This is a genomic window from Nostoc sp., from assembly GCF_036917435.1.
Classification (GTDB): Bacteria; Cyanobacteriota; Cyanobacteriia; order Cyanobacteriales; family Nostocaceae; genus Nostoc.
Window position 1 is genome coordinate 60,121 of record NZ_JBALDM010000001.1, and the last position, 17,848, is coordinate 77,968.

15 protein-coding genes and 1 pseudogene are annotated in these 17,848 nt (G+C 40.0%); 3 read left to right on the forward strand and 13 right to left on the reverse strand.

All coding sequences use genetic code 11. The features are described 5' to 3' along the window. Position 1: 1 nt before the first annotated feature. Both V7K98_RS00235 and V7K98_RS00240 read right to left on the reverse strand, forming a co-directional pair. The gene (locus V7K98_RS00235; RefSeq protein ID WP_335018446.1) at positions 2 to 2,479 is read right to left on the reverse strand and encodes an adenylate/guanylate cyclase domain-containing protein; all 2,478 of its coding nucleotides are present in this window, start codon (positions 2,477 to 2,479) and stop codon (positions 2 to 4) included. 110 nt (positions 2,480 to 2,589) lie between these two features. Then, on the reverse strand, positions 2,590 to 4,098 hold the full coding sequence (locus V7K98_RS00240) for an FAD-binding oxidoreductase (protein ID WP_335018448.1): 1,509 nt from the start codon (positions 4,096 to 4,098) through the stop codon (positions 2,590 to 2,592). Between the two features lie 30 nt (positions 4,099 to 4,128). On the opposite strand from V7K98_RS00240, the gene V7K98_RS00245 reads away from it, so the two are divergent. Next, the gene (locus V7K98_RS00245; protein ID WP_335018450.1) at positions 4,129 to 5,463 is read left to right on the forward strand and encodes a pentapeptide repeat-containing protein; all 1,335 of its coding nucleotides are present in this window, start codon (positions 4,129 to 4,131) and stop codon (positions 5,461 to 5,463) included. A gap of 9 nt (positions 5,464 to 5,472) precedes the next feature. Here the strand turns inward: V7K98_RS00245 and V7K98_RS00250 are convergent, their stop codons facing one another. Continuing rightward, positions 5,473 to 6,087 carry a Uma2 family endonuclease gene (locus V7K98_RS00250; RefSeq protein ID WP_335018452.1) on the reverse strand — a complete coding sequence of 205 codons (615 nt, stop codon included), beginning with the start codon at positions 6,085 to 6,087 and terminating at the stop codon, positions 5,473 to 5,475. 399 nt (positions 6,088 to 6,486) lie between these two features. Continuing rightward, a pseudogene (locus V7K98_RS00255) lies at positions 6,487 to 6,897 on the reverse strand (GUN4 domain-containing protein); the annotation flags it as partial. Positions 6,898 to 7,103: 206 nt separating this feature from the next. Between V7K98_RS00255 and V7K98_RS00260 the strand changes: the two are divergent. Then, positions 7,104 to 8,573: a hypothetical protein gene (locus V7K98_RS00260; RefSeq protein WP_335018454.1), complete on the forward strand. Its 1,470-nt coding sequence runs from the start codon at positions 7,104 to 7,106 to the stop codon at positions 8,571 to 8,573. 237 nt (positions 8,574 to 8,810) lie between these two features. On the opposite strand, the gene V7K98_RS00265 is transcribed toward V7K98_RS00260, so the two are convergent. The 9 genes from V7K98_RS00265 to V7K98_RS00305 form a co-directional block, all read right to left on the reverse strand. Next, positions 8,811 to 9,941, reverse strand: coding sequence for a formylglycine-generating enzyme family protein (locus V7K98_RS00265; protein ID WP_335018456.1), 1,131 nt, complete (start codon positions 9,939 to 9,941; stop codon positions 8,811 to 8,813). Between the two features lie 69 nt (positions 9,942 to 10,010). Beyond that, positions 10,011 to 11,597, reverse strand: a complete 1,587-nt coding sequence (locus V7K98_RS00270; RefSeq protein WP_335018458.1) for an Hsp70 family protein — start codon at positions 11,595 to 11,597, stop codon at positions 10,011 to 10,013. 134 nt (positions 11,598 to 11,731) lie between these two features. After that, positions 11,732 to 12,286, reverse strand: coding sequence for a nucleotide exchange factor GrpE (locus tag V7K98_RS00275; protein ID WP_335018460.1), 555 nt, complete (start codon positions 12,284 to 12,286; stop codon positions 11,732 to 11,734). A 126-nt stretch (positions 12,287 to 12,412) separates the two neighbouring features. Beyond that, positions 12,413 to 12,625, reverse strand: a complete 213-nt coding sequence (locus V7K98_RS00280; protein ID WP_335018462.1) for a DUF2997 domain-containing protein — start codon at positions 12,623 to 12,625, stop codon at positions 12,413 to 12,415. A gap of 39 nt (positions 12,626 to 12,664) precedes the next feature. Then, positions 12,665 to 13,039, reverse strand: a complete 375-nt coding sequence (locus tag V7K98_RS00285; protein ID WP_335018464.1) for a DUF1257 domain-containing protein — start codon at positions 13,037 to 13,039, stop codon at positions 12,665 to 12,667. A gap of 27 nt (positions 13,040 to 13,066) precedes the next feature. Next, the gene (locus V7K98_RS00290) at positions 13,067 to 14,677 is read right to left on the reverse strand and encodes an AAA family ATPase (RefSeq protein ID WP_335018466.1); all 1,611 of its coding nucleotides are present in this window, start codon (positions 14,675 to 14,677) and stop codon (positions 13,067 to 13,069) included. A 244-nt stretch (positions 14,678 to 14,921) separates the two neighbouring features. Next, complete coding sequence (locus V7K98_RS00295; RefSeq protein ID WP_335018469.1) at positions 14,922 to 15,332, reverse strand: hypothetical protein; 411 nt, start codon at positions 15,330 to 15,332, stop codon at positions 14,922 to 14,924. 33 nt (positions 15,333 to 15,365) lie between these two features. Then, positions 15,366 to 16,142 (reverse strand): type I methionyl aminopeptidase, encoded by a 777-nt coding sequence (map, locus tag V7K98_RS00300; protein ID WP_335018471.1) that lies wholly within the window; start codon positions 16,140 to 16,142, stop codon positions 15,366 to 15,368. Positions 16,143 to 16,162: 20 nt separating this feature from the next. Then, entirely contained in the window at positions 16,163 to 17,158 is a 996-nt protein-coding gene (locus V7K98_RS00305; protein WP_335018472.1) for a Gfo/Idh/MocA family protein, read from the reverse strand. 385 nt (positions 17,159 to 17,543) lie between these two features. Here V7K98_RS00305 and V7K98_RS00310 point away from each other — a divergent pair, with 385 nt between their 5' ends. Next, complete coding sequence (locus tag V7K98_RS00310; protein WP_322640625.1) at positions 17,544 to 17,738, forward strand: heavy-metal-associated domain-containing protein; 195 nt, start codon at positions 17,544 to 17,546, stop codon at positions 17,736 to 17,738. The last annotated feature ends 110 nt before the right edge of the window (positions 17,739 to 17,848 follow it).

The window sequence follows — 17,848 nt, forward strand, 5'->3', positions numbered from 1 at the left end:
TCTAAACCCCAATATTTTGATGCTCTACCTGAGCCGCAGCATCTTTCATAATTTCACTCAAAAAATTATAGGCTTCTTCCCAGGCTCGCCGGACTTGAGGGGTAAATGCTTCTCCTAAACCTTGCTCTAGTGTCCAGAGTAAAGCCTCTCCTACCACGTCGTAATACTCTGCTGTCACTCCGTAACTGACGTGTCGTTTACCTAGTTCTTGCACAGCCTTGATAATTCCTGTGGGTTGGCGTAATCCTTCAACTGCGATCGCTAGTGTACTCATTAGCTTGCGTTGCTGATCTTCCATACTCCCCTTGAATAGAGGTCGCAATGAGGGGCTTAATTCAAATAGTCGTTGATAGAATAGTTCGGCGGCGGTAGCTGCGATCGGCTGAATTTTTGCAAAGGATGATTGCACCAAGTCAACTTTGCTCATTGATACCCTAGTAGCAGTAACCAAAATCCATGTGTCCACCTCGCCTATGATGTCAATATGCATTGGTCGATATTGCACCAAAGTGTATGAGTCCGCCACCCACTCATAAGCAGCACGAGTCATCACAATACTGTTGAGTTCGGCTTGAGTGTACAAGCGCATGACTAAGTAAACCGATTCTCCCCAAACGTTGTAACCAAATTTCTTAGTACCTATGATCCCAGCCGTTACCGAACCGGTATGAATACCAATTTTTAATCCCAAAGCTAAATCTTGTCCCAACTCCATCCGATGCAGGATATTCAACATTTCTATCCCAAAATCAACGGTGCGTTTAACGTGATCCAGTCGGGGAATTGTCAGTCCGCAGACGGCCATATAATCGGTGTCAATTGTATTTTTATGCTCTAGCCCAAAGCGTTCCGCAGCCTGATCAAATTCATGAAATAAACGAGTCAGTAATTGAGTTATTTCTGAAGCTGGGAGTCGTTGACTAAGTTCGGCAATACCAACTACACGCGCATACACAATTGTAACGTGTTTCACATGGTCAGCAATCAGTAACTCACCCTGTTTAAGACGCTGGGCAATGGTAAAAGGCACAATATTGAGCATTAAAGCTTCGTTTTCCCGGTTTTTTTGGTCGATTTCTGCTAACTTTTCGCCCAAACTAATCACCATTGCATTAAATGCCCGCCCGATGTCCCCAAATTCATCGTCAGCATTAATATTAATTGTGGTGTCATAGTTTCCAGCTTGCAGTTGTTGAATTCCCTCTTTAATGGCTGCGATCGGACGATTCACAAAAGAAGAAACAATGATGGTTAAAAATGTGAACATGACAATTAAAATTGTGCTGGCGCTCAACAGCCAGAATTGTAGATTGTTCACAGGAGCAAAGACCTCATCTGTATCCATCTGTGCCAATATTGCCCAGTTAAGATCGCCAATCTTCAAAGGAGCATAAGCAGTGAGTGCCGAGATCCTACGATAATCTTTGAAGATGCCTATACCAGTTTCACCGGCCAAGGCTTTTCGCACACCTTCTGTTTCTACAGTCTGGATTTTGTTTTGTTTATCTGCGAGTGCAAATCTTGAGAGCGATCGCATCCGATAATCTGAACTGACTAAATAAGCTTCTCCAGACTTTCCTAAACCCTCATTCACCCAGTTTTGGTTACTGGTCATGATGCGGTTAATTTCCGCAACAGATAGTTGCACCACTAAAATTCCCACCAGTTTAGAACCGTCATAAATGGGGCCAGCAATAAATGCCACTTGAGAACCATACATTGGTCGATAAACTTCAAAATCAGTGATTTGAGTTGTTCTAGGATCGAAGCTTTGACGCACAGATGCAACTAACTTGGCTAGGTGACTGGTGCGGTAGGGGCCAGTATAGAGGTTAGTGCCGTAGTCTGGTTCTTTACGGATTGAGTAGATAATATCGCCTGTATTATGATCGATGAGTAATAAATTGCTATAGCCCATGCTCTGGACTAAATTTTGAAATAAAGGTTGATATTGAGCATGAAAACGACTGTATGTACTACCATCACCAGCATCTAAAAGTTGAGCTTTTTGTTCAGAAGCATAAGCATTACCAGCAACGTAGTAATACTGGAGATATTTAGCGGCTGGGCTTACAGGGCCATAGTTACTAAAACGGAGTTCTCCAGAAACTTTCTCAGAAATATGGGGAAAAAATTCCTTCTCATAATAATTTTGTAAAGATTGGTTCCACTGTGGCGGAATTGATTTCTGATTCAATTCCTGAAATCCTTGATGGAAATCTACCATCGCGGCAATAACCATCCGGTCTTCACACAGGGTTTTAAGGTGGTTGCGTAGAGTTTGCAAGTAAGTTTTGATTTCGTCAGACTTAGCAGCGCGAACACTAGTAAGTTGATTAGAAGCAGACTGAGTTAGCGATCGCTTACCCATTTTCCACCCTAGATAGCCAATGATTAAAATCGAGCTAATGCTGGCAAACAGGACTAGGATAATAAGCTTGGATTTGATGGTCAACCGATTAAAAATGGGTAGCTGCATATTCGTAATGATTTTTTCCTGCCCCTAAAGAGCATAGTATAGGCTGACAGTTATTTATGCAGGCTTTACTTATTTTTTTGACACCAGTAAGTATACGAATTATGAATTATTTAATTACCGTATTTTAGGTAAAAATAATTCTGGAAAATCCCATCTGGGTCATACTTGCGCTTGAGGGCAAAAAATTTAGCAGCTTGTGGATAAGCTCGACGAAATTGTTCAGGTGTGGCATGAAGACGATAGGGCAGATAATATCTACCACCCACTGCTAGGGCTGCCTCAATCAGTTTCTGAGTCATTACCTGCATCTTTGCCTCCCCTTCTGGGGTGCGTTGCTGATGAAACAGCATCACTAATCCAAAAACTTCCCCATCGGCATATCTGAGAAAACTGTCGTTATCTTGATGAACATTTCGCACCGTGACATTGAGCAAATCCCCTTCAGACTGGGGAATAATGGCGCGACACTTCTCTAAAAACGCTTCCAGAGATTCAGGTGGAATAAAGTACTCATGCAGGATCTCAGTCTCTGTCTGGTGGCGATTTTCAAATAAGGTGGAGGAACGATTGAGAATCTGGTTTCTCATAACCCGGTTTCCGGCTTCTCCCCCAACGATTTTTTCTAATTGCCAGCGCAAACTTTTCCCATAGTCACTGCCGATGCTGCTACGGAAAACCGTCCGAGGTAATCCCGAATCTGGCTGTTTTTCTAAAGAGACAATAGTAGCTGGTTGGGGAATTTGGCGGTAGGTGGTGAGAATAGCTTCTTGTAAAAAGCTTTCTGGTGCAACAGAAAGTCTACCGTATGCCATACCAATATTGGTTGCACCATCTACCCGTTGCCGATAGGTATCAATATAATTCTCGCTTTTAATCACGAACCGTTCAGCTATATACGTCTCATTGGGTACTACTCTCAAGTCCACGTCAAGAATGATGCCGAATAGTCCGTAACCGCCTAAAACGAGAGAAAATAACTCTGAGTTTTCCTGTCTGGAACACTCTACAATCTTGCCACTTGCTAGCATTAACCGAAAACCTTTAACCGTGCTAGCAAAGGGGGAACTATTATGTTGCCAGCCATGAGCATTGGCACTCATCGTACCACCCACAGAAAAATCGTTATTGGACTGCATGACGGCGACAGAATAGCCACGTTCATTTAGGTAGGGAATAACATCAGACCATTTAGCTCCCGATTGTACCGTCAGAATTTTAGTTACCGGATTGAATTGCATCCGGTTGAAGTGGAGCATCGCCAGGGAGATACCCTTAGCATACAGAGTGTGACCACCCATAGTATGACGTGAACCAGCGATCGCTACCTTCTTACCTTGACGTAAGGCATCTCTAAGTACAGACTGTAGTATCACCTCAGTAACTCCAGGCTGACTATTAACTTGCTTAATTGTCACCTGTGTCTGGTTCAAGTGACTGGCATCGTCAACTGTGCCAAGAGGCAGAGGTTGACGGTCATCGCGATCGCTCCAGGCTGTTAAAGTTAGGTGAGCAATAGGTCTGGCTATGACTGTCAGGGCAATAGTGGTAATTACCATCAGCACAAGCAGGATAATCTTCAGCCTATTTTTTAACGATTTACTCCGGTGGGAACGCTGCATAACTTGGATTGAAGGGGCAAAATAGAAAACATGACGATTGAATCCGATTCCTCTAATCTACCAACCCCAAAACCAGTCCCCGAAAACGACTTGCAACCGGATGACTTTGACGGTAGTTCCACTGAGAAAAACTTAACCTCAGAAGTACTAGCGGTCATTGGGTCTTTGCAGTCTCCGCAACATACAATTGCTTTACAACAAGCCCGTTCTGACTTCAAGCAACCGATTACCAGCCAATTCACAGTTAAGCCAAGGGCATTGCTAATTACTCTCATAGCGATCGCTATCACCTTCATCGGCATTATCCTTAATAACTGGATTATCGGCATTATCGGCACGCTGATGACTTTGCTGTTATCCCTAGCGATATTATTGCCTTGGTTCCAAGAAGTTTTAAATGAGTGGTTTTCACCCCAAGAACGCACCCTGTTTGTAGCCTTTTTAGGACTAATAGTAGCGATCATTGGCACGATCAGGTTCACAGGTGTAGGCGATCGCTTACTTGCTTTAGGACGCAAAATTAACTGGGATATTGCTGGAACCCTAGCAGATTGGTTTGGTGCTTTGGGGCAAATTCTGATCGCCGTCATCGCTGTTTACGTGGCGTGGCGACAATATGTTATTTCCAAAGACTTGACAATTCAGCAAAATATGCTGACGATTCAGCAAAATATTATTACCCAGCAACAGACAATTGATTCCTATTTCCAAGGCGTTTCAGACTTGGTATTAGATGAAGAAGGGCTATTAGAAGATTGGCCTCAAGAAAGAGCGATCGCAGAAGGACGCACGGCGGCAATTTTAAGTAGTGTTGATGGTAGTGGGAAAGCGAAAATTCTCCGATTTCTCTCACGTTCTAAGTTATTGTCACCCTTAAAACGCGATCGCTTATTAGGTCGAGCCATTCTCGATGGCACTGGCGGATATGCAGAAGACCGCCTCGAAGGTGTGCGCGTCATCGATTTAGGCGTAATGCTAGCCGCAGCAGACCTTTCTGGTACTGATTTACGTTGGACTGATCTTAGTGAAGCTAATCTTGTCCGCGCTAATCTGACCGGTTGTGACTTAGTAAAAGCCAACCTATCTCGTACAATTTTATATAGTGCTAATCTCACTGGTGCTGACATCAACGGCATTCGCCTATTCTATGGTGTAGTAGATAAAGCATCACCCCGCAGTCGCACCCAACCACCAGATTATGAAACCGGCGAACAAACTGGCGCTGTGGTCGAAAATGCCGATTTCAGCAATGTGCAACGGATGTCTGAGTCTACACGTTGCTACTGTTGCAGTTGGGGTGGCGAAAAAACTAGAGGTACTATTCCTGGTGGTTGTGAAGGTATTCTTAATAAGTTGGGAAGATAGTATAAAAAATTAGTTAGCTGCATTAAAAATCTGCTGTGCAGTTAAATTTAATTGGGGAAAAGTAGGTGATGAAATCGCAGTATTACCTTGAAACGGTGTCATTTGATATTCACCATCAACTAATTCGCATACAAAAATAGTAGGTTGTTTGGGATTACCAATAAACTTTCTTGCACCCAATGCAGCATAATCAGCAATCCAATATTCGGGAATGCCCATTTCCTCATAATCCCTAAATTTATTGTAGTAATCATCTCGCCAGTTACTTGAAACAACTTCAATAACTATTGGAACCGATGCTGCTTGGCTTACTGTTGACTGTTTTTGAAAAAGCGGTTCATTGTCGAGATTATCAAGATTTAGCAGCAACACATCAGGCGAATAAGCGGATTCCGCAGAAGGAGTTTGGATCAATACGGTTTTGGGAATTCCGTAGGGTAAATCAAGACGATCAAACTCTACGGTTAATTTACGCGACAAAAACGCAATAACTTTTTCATGCGAACCGGTTGGGGGTGGCATTTCAATAATTACTCCTTTGTGCAATTCATAGCGTTTACCATCATTGGGATACCATTCGATAAATTCATTGAGGGTGAGTAATTTGGGCAACACTTGGGTCATAATCTTACCTCCATATATCTTTTACTTTATGATGGAATAAATGTTGATTTTTAGTTGACAAACTTTGCACTTTTGTTTTTTTATCTTTAAAAACTGTAAATATTTATCCCCAAAGAGCGCCACGTGTTTGTCAATCTCTAACTATAGCGTCCCGCAACAAATATCTGTTCTGCTGTCAGATTCATATCTGGAAATGTTTGGGAAATGAGGCGTTCTGTTCCCCTAAACTGTTGTGCTTGATAAGTTCCATCGACTAACTGAAGAAATTGCGATCGCAGGTTATTTGGATAGGTCGATGTAGCGTTTGCCTTCTAGCCGAATATATACTGTATTGAAAATAGCATTCCTGGTTCGTAGTTGCGCTGTATTAGACTTAAATATAATAATTTTGTGTAATTTTTATATATTACATTTTACAAGTCTCGAAGTAAAAGAAGAAACAACCTTTAGAAGAGACAACCATTCTCCACAGTTGGATGCTCCAGCTAAGTAAACACCGATTATCATTGGGAGGTGGGCTTCTGGTGCTGTCTTGTCAAAAGTAATCTCTGTGTAGTACAACCACTTTCCTCCTCTCCTCCATCCTACTTTGTCACCAAACACTTCCCAAATATTTTGGTCGTATTTATTTTTCAAACTTTGATAAATGCGGTTTTGAACAGAAAAGCCAAACCGTCCATTGCTGTATTTCACCCACAATTTGTCAATGGTGCGGAGGTCTGCACAGGGGAAATTATTAATACTTTTAACATTCAACCAACCTTGTTCTTCTCGTTTCGCTACTACTAACATGAGTCGATCTGTTTCCCTATCAGCTTCTTCTCACTTCCCAGCAACGAGGAAATCACGTAATCGAGTATAGTCTGTTGATCCTTTGCCGTCTTCCCTACACCCTACACCCTAATTTTTTTTACTTTTAATTAAATTATATTAATTATGTTTTTAAGCGCCATTAAATATGCTTATCTTGAATTAAGAAAGAATATTTGAATAATTTGAGCAAAAAATATATACAAATGATTATAAATTCACCACTATGCCAATCATTTCAACCTTTTTTTTATTATCAAGGTAATGCTATAGTTCAATTCAGCGATTCTTCGGAAGTTAATAGTTATTGCCAAATAGAAAGTGAATTGTCTGGTAAATTTAATATTAAACTAAAGTTACCAAGTATTGATATTAAGCAAAAAATACAAAGCATTTATTTTCAAAACTTTTCTGAAATTATCTCTATTAATTCAAATATTCGCTCATTAGATATTAGTATAGAAAATCAAGCAATAAGCCTCATTTTATCTGCTAATAAATTTGAGATAGAAACTAATGAACAACTAACTCCTAAATATTGGGTACTACCTTTGACCAACTTGATTACAGACTTTAGTCAAGGAGAAAATTTAGAAACAAATGCAAATATATTTTATCCTCATCGTTTAATCAACTTCCAATATAACAATAATGAATGCTGGATAGAACCTTTACCTGATTATGAAAACAGAAAGAGAAGATTAGATTTAAAACAAGAGTATTGTATTATTACATCAATCCTGGTTGGCAAAGTAGGCTCTATGTCTATTGCTTCTGCTGACATAGAAATAAATTTTCCATTCGATTTATTATATGCTTTAGGATTATCTACGGGGACTGAAGTACAAGCTCCTTGGATTGAATTTAGAGATGAAAATTATAAAATTGTGAAACGAATTCACTACACTATACATCCTTTTCCATATATTAAAGGTCATGTAGCTATTAAAGGTAATGACCCTGATCTGAATAGTGGAATTGGAAAACTGCTTGAAAAATCTCTATCTTCATCTCATTTCGGACAGTCATATTTGCGTGTTAGTTTAGAATTGACTATTAAGACTGGAAACCCAGAACAGTTTTTATCAAATAAAAAAGATTTATTAGTTCGAGAGTTAGAAAGTTTATGTAAAAAATATCAAGTTGATACCCAAATTTTAGAAAATGGTTTAAATAGTTCTCAAAATAGTCAATTAAACACAATTATTAATCACGCTGCAACACAAATACAAAGCATTGCGAATACTGCATTTGGAAGCGAAAGGGACATATTGAATCGAATTAAACAGAAAATACAAAACGCTACAAAAAAAGAAAAGCATTTTGGATTAGCAGTTGTTGACCTACTCAATCATCCTGATTTTAAATTACAAGATGCTATTGTCATCAACGACTATTATCAGACAAATCCACGCACAGATGGTCGAAATTTTGCCGGAGTTTTATCTTATTACAGAGGAGCTATAATTCACGAAGGTTACTTCAACTTTGATAGTCAATATGACTTTGAAGATGTAACTAGATTTTTTAAGCATCTTTACGATATTTTAATTCGTATTAATTTAAAAATGCTTAACTATGATGGGAATTATCAAACAGTAGTTTCAGATAAATCCTCTAAGCGTGTAGATTGGGTAACTAACATGACGCAAGCTGAAGAATTAGGGTACAAATGAACGGAACTGCGGTCATCGTGTCAGAACAAGTTGTAGACGGTTTCCGAAGCTGTGGCTCAGAAGATTCTGGCGATGAAGCCTCCTAATTAAAACTGATGTCTGATGATACCAGAAGTATTAACCCAAGTCATTCCCAGAATAAGTGCGTTCACAGTATTGGAGCTTTGTAAATAGGGGTATGAGGAAATATGTGTAAAATTACTCACTTTGCAAGTTTTTAGTGTAAGTAAATTTTTACTAAAAACTAAAAGAATCTGCCACTATACGGAAACCCAGGACGGGGTATCTAACGTTATGCCGATGCAAGGCACGAAATGCCGACCGACAATGACTAGGATATATATTATAAGAACCACCACGCAGCCTCTTATCAATGCTTTGACCAATCCATCCACTGCCATCTATAGGCGCATTTATATAATTATAATTACCATTACAATCATCTTGACACCATTCCCATACATTCCCATGCATATCATATAAACCAAAAGCATTAGGGGGAAAAGTTCCTACTTCTTCGATACTTTGACTTTTTTCTTGTTTTACTATTGGCTCATCTGCATAAGTCAGAAAACTAAGTGTGTAGTTCGCCAATTCAGGGGTTATAGTTTCACCAAAGTAAAAGGGTGTAGTTGTCCCAGATCTACAAGCATACTCCCACTCTGCTTCATGTGGCAGTCTGTAGTTTTTTCCTGTTTTTTGGCTTAACTTTTGACAAAACTCTACCGCATCATCCCAACTTACACATTCAACTGGAAGATTATTACTAAACCTGCGGGAAGAAGGATTATTTCCCATGATAACTTGATATTGTTCCTGTGTAACTGGATATTTTCCCATAAAAAAGCTAGGAACAGTAACTTTATGTTGAGGGCTTTCATTATCACATCTAGATTTCTCATTTTCTGGTGATCCCATCATAAAATTACCACCAGGAATTGCAGCCATTTCCAAGGTAACACCATTACCTAAATCTTCTATAAAGTATTTGGCTAGATGCTGTTGGCGCTGAATAATGTCACCATAGCTGTTGACTGTTACTACTTCTATTGGCTCTAATTTCAAAATTTTTGGATTAAACTTTAGTAAGGCTTGTTTAACCTTTAATTCTGTTCGAGAAGTTAACAATGAATAAGCTTGTATCTGTACTTGTGGGGATTCATGTTGTAATGAGTGAATTACTAAATCTAAACCCTGTTCCCCATAATTCAAAGCTTGATAAAGTGCTGCAACTCTCACCTTTGAATCTGGATTGCTCAACCGGAATTTTACCCCTTCAATACCACCTAGAACTGCTGCACCTTCTAGTGATTGACTTTGACCACCAAGCACAACATCATATTCTCTTGGTTGTTGATTATCTGACATTTACTTCTCCTTTAACTTGCATATTATTAATATTGGATTGGTAAAAAAAATTATCAATTTCTCACCACATCACCGCAACTTATAAATTGCCCCTTTATCTACCAACACCTGCCCTGTTAATAAATCTTTTACAGTTGCTAATAACGTCCTCTGAGAATCTACCTCGAATAAAATTAATATCCTATCCATTCCTTGTTCCCCTGGTGGATTCAGTCTAGCCACACACACCTGTTGATGTTGAGTATCTAAAGAACGGTAATTTTCTTGATGCTGAAGAACGCTGCTTGTCATTCTTCCCGCCGCATCAAAGGAAACTTCTGCTTGGGTTATATCACCTAACTCACCAACGTCTAGGCGGATTTCTCTCTGTCCCCCATTTGCTACCTGAAGATTTAACCATTCTGCACGTTGACAGGGATATTTTGACCCCTTATCAAATAACCGATGGTAAGTATAAGTCTTGCTGTAAGGTTCCCAAAGACGAATCGCGTAACTGTGATGTAGAAAGTCTTCTATTTCTACAATTTGCGTGATTGCTAATGCACCATGACATACAGCTTCAAATGGTTTATTTAGTTGTATCTTGGTTTTTCCAAAATAAGATATTAGTAACTGTTGAACAGCAGGGATTAAACAACTTCCCCCTACTAACAGCACTTGCTCAATTGCATTCTTATCAATGCCTTTTTTCAAAGCAAACGCTAACACCTCATCCAACGCCTCACGCAACTGTTGCAATAACTGTCTATATTCTAAAATCTCCTCTAACTGCTCACGGGTTATTTTTAACTCATAGGACATAAACAACTCATCATCAAACCAACTCTCAGCAGCAGTTTGATTTTTAGATAATTGAATTTTCAGTCTTTCTGCAATTTCTAACAGATTTTGATAACCAATTTTTCCTACTTGTTCCTGCGATAAACCTTGAGAACGCAGGTAATCTTCCACAATCCATACATCAATATCTTCTCCACCCACATAAGCTTCTGATTTGGCTAATACTTCAGCACGTAGGGTTCGAGAATCACCAGATTCCTGGACAGTACGCACTAAACTTAAATCCAGAGTCCCGCCGCCAAAGTCTACTACTAATACCAATGCACCTGGACATTTCACCGCATATCCCAATGCGGCAGCAGTGGATTCATCTATGATGCTGACTTTAGGGACTTCTAATCGTTCTCCTAAGTCTCTAAACCAATCTAAATAACGTTCAAAGGCTCCAACGGGAACGGTAAAAATAACGTGGGATGGTTGGATGTTTTGCTGTTTAATTTGTTTCCAAAGCGTTTGGATAAAGAGTTCCGAAACAGAAGTAGAACTATAGCTGTTTCCATCAAGGTGACGGGATGGAGGTTGATAATCACAGGCTAAATCTCGCTTAAATTTTTTAAATAAACGTTCTGGTGGGTAAGCCTGGGAAAGTCCTAATCTTTGGTTGCGTACATTTTCCCCTAATACAACCTGATTACCTTCTTTAATAAAAAGTAAACTAGGAACAACAGGTACTTCTAACCTTTCACCTTTAGAATTAACACCAACAAACAAACGTGACTGATTAGTAAAACGTAGACTTTTAGGGGATTGCGTATCAGATTCTAAGATACTGATGACGGTATTACTTGTACCAAAATCAATCGCAACTGCTGTCATGTAACGCTCTGTTTTTATGATTCATTAGAACTTTTGATTAATGCGTACTTTGTAGTTTTGGTTTGGTTCGGCGCTTGCATCGCACAAGCCATAAGTTTTATCTAGTTAACCATACAAACTTATGAAATTTAGTACTAACCTTGGTTGTATCCACCCGGAATTGTGCGACTTACTTTAGCTGGGTAGAGAATTTTCTCCCCATCCTGATAGCCAATAAAACGAATATAGACTAATTCCCCTTCTTGAATATCTTCACTATCTGCTTGATGTAGTTGGGGGTTATAATTCACTTGTTCCCAAGGCTTACCGATAGCAACATAACCCCAACTAGCCAGGATATTTTCTAAAGGAGTAAAAAGAGAAACTAAATTTTTCGCAGGTAAATCTGGCTTGGCTAAAACCATTTTTTGAACTGTAGGATAGTTACTAAGCAATGTTTGCAGTTGGGTAAAAGTTTCATTTTGAAAATCAAGTCTTATTTGCCGAGACTGTTGTTTTAACTCTTCTCTCAGTCTTTGACACTGATTTTCTAACTCTTGTATTCTTTGGTCTTGGTCGTCAGAAGTTGTAGAAGTAGGAGAAATATCAGGTAGATGAGTTTTCTTTGGGAATAAAAATAACCGCAACAGAATGTAGATAATTATTCCCAAAATTAAAGCAAAACCGACATGATTGATTTGTTCTAACATAATATATATTTGTGAAAATAACTGAAAGTTAGCGACTAAAACAAAAACTAGGGTAGGTTTGGTTGAGACAAGAAACACAACCGACAATTCTGTTTAAGCGAACTGTATGTATTTACTTACATTGATTTACCATTGCTGAAGAGATTGATTTTCCGAAATTGAAATAGATTCATCTTCTTGGTAATATTCCGGTAATAATTCCTGAGACTCAATTTCTCCCAAAGATTTTTCTACTTCTTTTGTGGTTTCTATACAGTTAGAACCAGTAGCATTCAAGACTTTTTCAACAATCTTGCCATTTTTACCAATTTGGTATTCAATTTTTTGATATTCAGTCATAACATTCTTCCTTTTTAATAAGGTCAATCAACAATCACACTAAACCCAACGACCTACTACTACCCGCACCGTACCATCTTCTAATACTTCCTCTTCCTCTACGTTAAATCCCTCAGACTGTATTGATTCCATCAGAGTTCTATGGGCATACTTTTGGCTAATTCGATTAATAAACTCTTGTTGATTAATTTTTGCTCCCCAAAAATCGGCAACCAATTCATAGTTTTCTTCTTGTCTACGAAAACCTAAATCATAACCATTAGACTGACGAATTACATATTCAGCATCGGTAGTTTTACGCGTATATCCGCGTACATTTGTATTCAGTTCCACCTGATAACCTAAGTCTTGCAAGACTTTATGCAAGATTTCACCATTTTTGATTTCGATTTTGATAGTTGTGAAATGAGACATATAACTTACTTATTTGTGGACAACTTTTTAATCTACTTCTAATGGACTTAAACCTTTTTTCTGAGAGTAGTTTTTTAACTCTTCTATCAACTGCGTATCTACAGAAGCTGTCCTTGCTCCTGCTTCCGCAGCCCACCTCTTTAAACTGATAATTTGCTCATGGGCAATGGCAGCTAGTGGTACAGTTTCCGAGATAGCTGCCAAAATATCTTCGGTATTAAAATCGCGTCTAGTTCCATTTACCAAACTGCCAAACGCTCGGTGCATCCCATCAATGATTACCTGCTCAATTTCTGCACCGCTAAAGTTTTCGGAATTTTTTGCTAGTCGCTGTAAATCAAAATCTCGTAATTTGGAAGGGCGGAATTTTTGCAAATGTACCTTAAATATGTCCTGGCGTTCCTTTTCTGTAGGTAAATTCAAAAAGAAGATTTCATCAAATCGTCCTTTTCTTAGTAACTCGGCTGGCAGAATTTGTACATTGTTAGCGGTGGCGACGATAAACACTGGGCTGGTTTTTTCCTGCATCCAGGTGATTAGCGTTCCAAACACCCGCCTCGATGTCCCAGAGTCCCCATCAAATCCACTGCTAATGTTCCCAAAGGCTTTATCTACTTCATCCATCCACAAAACACAGGGAGCGATCGCCTCTGATAGTTGAATCATTTGGCGGATACGACTTTCGCTTTCACCGACAATTCCCCCAAATAACCGTCCCACATCCAACCGCAACAGAGGTAAACGCCACTCATGGGCAATAGTTTTCGCAGACAAGGATTTCCCAGTTCCTTGAATTCCCACTAGGAGGACACCTTTCGGATTAGGAATTCCATAGCACCGCGCTTCTTCTGTAAACCCATCTTGACGCGTCCGCATCCACTGTTTTAGATTTTCTAATCCTCCTACATTCTTTAAGGATTCATTGGTGGTATAAAACTCTAATATTCCTGTCTGACGAACTGCTTGCTTTTTTTCTTCCAGCACCCCATCAATATCCGACTCGTTTACCTCTCCTTTAGCGGCCAAAGCTGCTGCTAACACCCGTCGAATTCGAGCGCGACTTAAACCTTGACAGGCTTTCACCAATTGTTCCTTTCCTAGTCCGCTTAACTTGAGTTTTTCCAAGACAACTAACTGACGAATCAGATAATCAATTTCTTGAACATTGGGTAAGGGAAAATCAATAACAGTTACTTCTTCTTGAAGTTCGGGGGGAATTGTTAATGTATAGCTTGTAAGGATGAGGGTTTGGCGAGTGCGTTTGAGTTGTAAAGTCAGGTTTTTTATTGCTCGAATAACAGGGGCATTTTTTTCTGAGTCGGGATTTTTTAGAATAAAGTGTAAGTCCCGCAAAACAAAAATAGTCGGCGTATCTGCTTGAGTTTTAGCAATACGCCCTAATGCACCCATCACAGAACCTTTATCACTACCATTGTCATCCCAACCCGTTACAATATCCCAAAATAAAAGCTTACGAGGTGGCTGGGATGTTTGTGTGAGTTGATGTAAGACTTGTTCAACAGGTTCTTCTTCGACACTAACAATATACAGCAGTGGATAGCGGGCACGGATCATTAAGTCTAACTGCTGGAGCAATTGTTGATGAGGCTGCCCACTTACAACAACATTATTAATCATTTAACCCCTATCGTCGGTACGGTCGGAATTGGTAGGGAAAGTCGGCATAAGTAGTACAAAACTCCTAATCTCGGCTAAGGGAAATGCTTACTAGTTATTATTCCCATCTGTACCGAGATAGTCACAGCTTGCGTTAAATTCAGTATTATCTCGCTGTAATCCGCTATTGTGCTTATTTGGTCGGCTGTAAGTCTCACCCATTCATCAAAATCGGGGGCTTGCCGAATAGGTTTAGAATTTATTTTTATCCAGGATTTAAGAACTCTTTGCGCTTAGAGGTTGTTTGAAAAGTATTTCGCTCCGACTTTAGAAGTAAGAAATCAATTCGTCCTTTGATAATAATTTGGTTGTCTTGTGTTTCAATCTCGATACATTTCTCTAATTTGAGGTGAAAAGGAGATAAATAAAACTTACCAATGAATAGCAGTGGTGATAAAACAGTCGTATTAACTGTATTTTCTAATAAAGGCGGATGGTTTCGTAAATTTAAGTAACCTGCCTTTATTTGATCCAATAGTTGCTTTTTTAAACTTGTCAGTTCTGGTAGATCATCTTGCCACTCTCGAAAGAATTCTTCCGAATCAACTAACTCTAATCCATAGAGCAATATTAGTTGCTCTAGTGTGACGTTTTCGGCAGCAAGAGTTTGAGTCATTATGTTAATCAAGTAGTAGAGAAACCTACCAGTTTAGTAATTCTTGCCTTCAGGTAAGGTGAGAATTTCAACGCCATCTTCAGTTACAGCTAAGGTATGCTCACATTGAGCAGATAGTTTGCGATCGCGCGTTACCGCAGTCCACTTATCGCTGAGAACTTCGACTTCGTAAGTACCTTCATTAATCATTGGCTCAATTGTAAAAACCATCCCTGGTCTAAGGCGCTTGCCTTTACCGCGAGTGCCATAATGGGGAACATCCGGCGCAGTGTGGAAAATGTTACTGATGCCGTGTCCAACGAAATCTCGCACTACAGAAAAGCCTTGTCCTTCAGCATACTCTTGAATGGCTGCACCAATATCGCCAATCCGTCCCCCAGGTTTAACTTCAGCAATTCCCAAACGCAAACACTTCTCTGTCACTTCTACCAGCTTTCTCGTTTTTGGAGAAGGTGTACCAACAAAGAATGTCTTGGATGTATCGCCGTGATAACCTTCAACAATGGGCGTTACATCAATATTAATAATGTCACCGTCTTTGAGAATCTGCTTTGCGTTGGGAATGCCATGACAGATTACCTCATTTACACTAGTGCAAATCGACTTGGGATAACCTTTATAGCCAAGAGGTGCGCTTTTTGCCCCATGCGCTTGCGTCCAACGTTCGGCTTCATCATTTAGTTCTAGCGTGCTAACCCCTGGCTTGACAAACGGTTCAAGATGCTGGAGAAGTTTGGCTGCTAAACGCCCAGCTTGACGCATTTTCTCTATTTCTCGTTGGGATAAAATAACAATTAGTTCGGTTTTCATTAACTTTTATCTAGACAAATTTACATAAACATAGTAAAGCCTGTCTGTGCGGCTCTTTGGGCAGCATCAGCAACCTTTAAGCTATATAAGCTCTGCTCTGGGGTAACGTACAAAGGAGTGCCATCAAAAAGATGATCTAGTACCATACTCGTGTCTTTAGCGAACAAACCCCGGCGAGGGCCAACCTCTATAGGTGTTGTTTCCCCTGGCTGGATGAAAATTCCTGTGTCGCCATCAAAAACTAAACCACCTTTTTCACCGTGAACTTCAAACTTCCGTTCTGATTGCCAAAGACTCTCGCCTTTGCCATAGACTACTTGAGCTAAAAGTCCACTGTTAAAGCAGATTTGACTAGTACAAAAACAGGTTTGGTAATATTCCGGTTCTATTTCCCAGTATCGCTGGTGACAGTTAACAGTAAATACTGTACCAAATAAATCGGTGAGACGATGTAGGCGAGACAGCGCCCCAATTAAGGGGAAACCGAACAACTCGTGGTTATAAGTCCATTTACGGGGTGCAGGATTTTGAGCATTGATGGTGCTGTAGCGGACATAAAATACTTCACCAACTTTGGCTAAGTTTTGCTTCAAGGCTTGATGCAAACCACCCAAAAGTTCTAGGTGTTCTACGTGTAAAAGTTTTTGTTGTGCTTTGGCTAAGGCGATTAGTTCCTCAGCTTCGACTATATCGAGCGAAAGGGGATACTCTACAATTACGTGTTTGCCGTTGGTAAGTGCTGCACGAGCGATCGCACCATGATCTCGATTAACAGTACAAATTACCACCAGGTCTAAATCTTCACGCTCTACTAGCTCTTGCCAAGAATTCAACGCTTCAATCTGATATTCTTTGACAAATGCTTCTGTTTTTTCTGCGGTATGACCAACAACTGCGATTAACTGCGATCGCTCATCATGGAGCAATGCCTCAGCCCGGAACTTTGCCGCATACCCAGTACCTACCAAACCTACACGCACTCTTGCTTTTTCCAAAGCTACTCCTAAATTATACACTTCCCGTAGCCCGATTTAGTATGGCATCCAGCCAACCAGTATGAAATAGCGATCGCATTGCTTCAGCAGTCATTGTCACATCTCACGTACCAATTTTCTACGAATTAGTCGCGCTTTGCCAGAAATTCGTCGATTATCAAATCAGCGCATCGGAAAAACAAGCATCTTGTAGTATTTCGTATTTTTAGCGATTTATATACTACATCTGTAAAGAAAATTGAACTTTAGCTAAAAACTTTTAAAATTCTCTAGACTCTCCAGCCGGCTAGAGAGTCTAGTATGAATTCAAGGCGACTCTCTTTCCAGTTATTTCTGACTGTTGATGGTTGTTCTTCAGTCATCCAGCTTGGTTTGGCTAGGTTGTTTATTATTATCCCGTAAATCTATGACTCTCCAACTCACAGTTCCTAACATGTCTTGTTCTGTTTGTGCCAGCACCATTACTAAAGCACTTCAGGCAGTCGATGCCAATGCCAGCGTTCAGGCTGATCCTACAACCAAGCTTGTCAGTGTAGAAACTCAAGCATCAGAAACAGTAATTAAGGAAGCGTTGGCTGCTGCTGGCTATCCAGTTGCGTAAAGAAAGGGAGTAGGGAGTGGGGAGTGGGGAGTGGGGAATAGGGGGATGAGGGAGAGAGAATAACCAATGCCCAATGCCCAATGCCCAATTCCCAATTCCCAATTCCCAAT

Excerpts from the sequence above, each read along its gene's own strand:
- V7K98_RS00240 (WP_335018448.1), bottom strand. The coding sequence starts at position 4,098 with ATGCAGCGTTCCCACCGGAGTAAATCGTTAAAAAATAGGCTGAAGATT.
- V7K98_RS00280 (WP_335018462.1), bottom strand. The coding sequence starts at position 12,625 with ATGACTGAATATCAAAAAATTGAATACCAAATTGGTAAAAATGGCAAG.
- V7K98_RS00235 (WP_335018446.1), bottom strand. The coding sequence starts at position 2,479 with ATGCAGCTACCCATTTTTAATCGGTTGACCATCAAATCCAAGCTTATT.
- V7K98_RS00260 (WP_335018454.1), top strand. The coding sequence starts at position 7,104 with ATGATTATAAATTCACCACTATGCCAATCATTTCAACCTTTTTTTTAT.
- V7K98_RS00295 (WP_335018469.1), bottom strand. The coding sequence starts at position 15,332 with ATGACTCAAACTCTTGCTGCCGAAAACGTCACACTAGAGCAACTAATA.
- V7K98_RS00245 (WP_335018450.1), top strand. The coding sequence starts at position 4,129 with ATGACGATTGAATCCGATTCCTCTAATCTACCAACCCCAAAACCAGTC.
- V7K98_RS00265 (WP_335018456.1), bottom strand. The coding sequence starts at position 9,941 with ATGTCAGATAATCAACAACCAAGAGAATATGATGTTGTGCTTGGTGGT.
- V7K98_RS00250 (WP_335018452.1), bottom strand. The coding sequence starts at position 6,087 with ATGACCCAAGTGTTGCCCAAATTACTCACCCTCAATGAATTTATCGAA.
- V7K98_RS00290 (WP_335018466.1), bottom strand. The coding sequence starts at position 14,677 with ATGATTAATAATGTTGTTGTAAGTGGGCAGCCTCATCAACAATTGCTC.
- V7K98_RS00270 (WP_335018458.1), bottom strand. The coding sequence starts at position 11,597 with ATGACAGCAGTTGCGATTGATTTTGGTACAAGTAATACCGTCATCAGT.
- map (WP_335018471.1), bottom strand. The coding sequence starts at position 16,142 with ATGAAAACCGAACTAATTGTTATTTTATCCCAACGAGAAATAGAGAAA.
- V7K98_RS00310 (WP_322640625.1), top strand. The coding sequence starts at position 17,544 with ATGACTCTCCAACTCACAGTTCCTAACATGTCTTGTTCTGTTTGTGCC.
- V7K98_RS00275 (WP_335018460.1), bottom strand. The coding sequence starts at position 12,286 with ATGTTAGAACAAATCAATCATGTCGGTTTTGCTTTAATTTTGGGAATA.
- V7K98_RS00285 (WP_335018464.1), bottom strand. The coding sequence starts at position 13,039 with ATGTCTCATTTCACAACTATCAAAATCGAAATCAAAAATGGTGAAATC.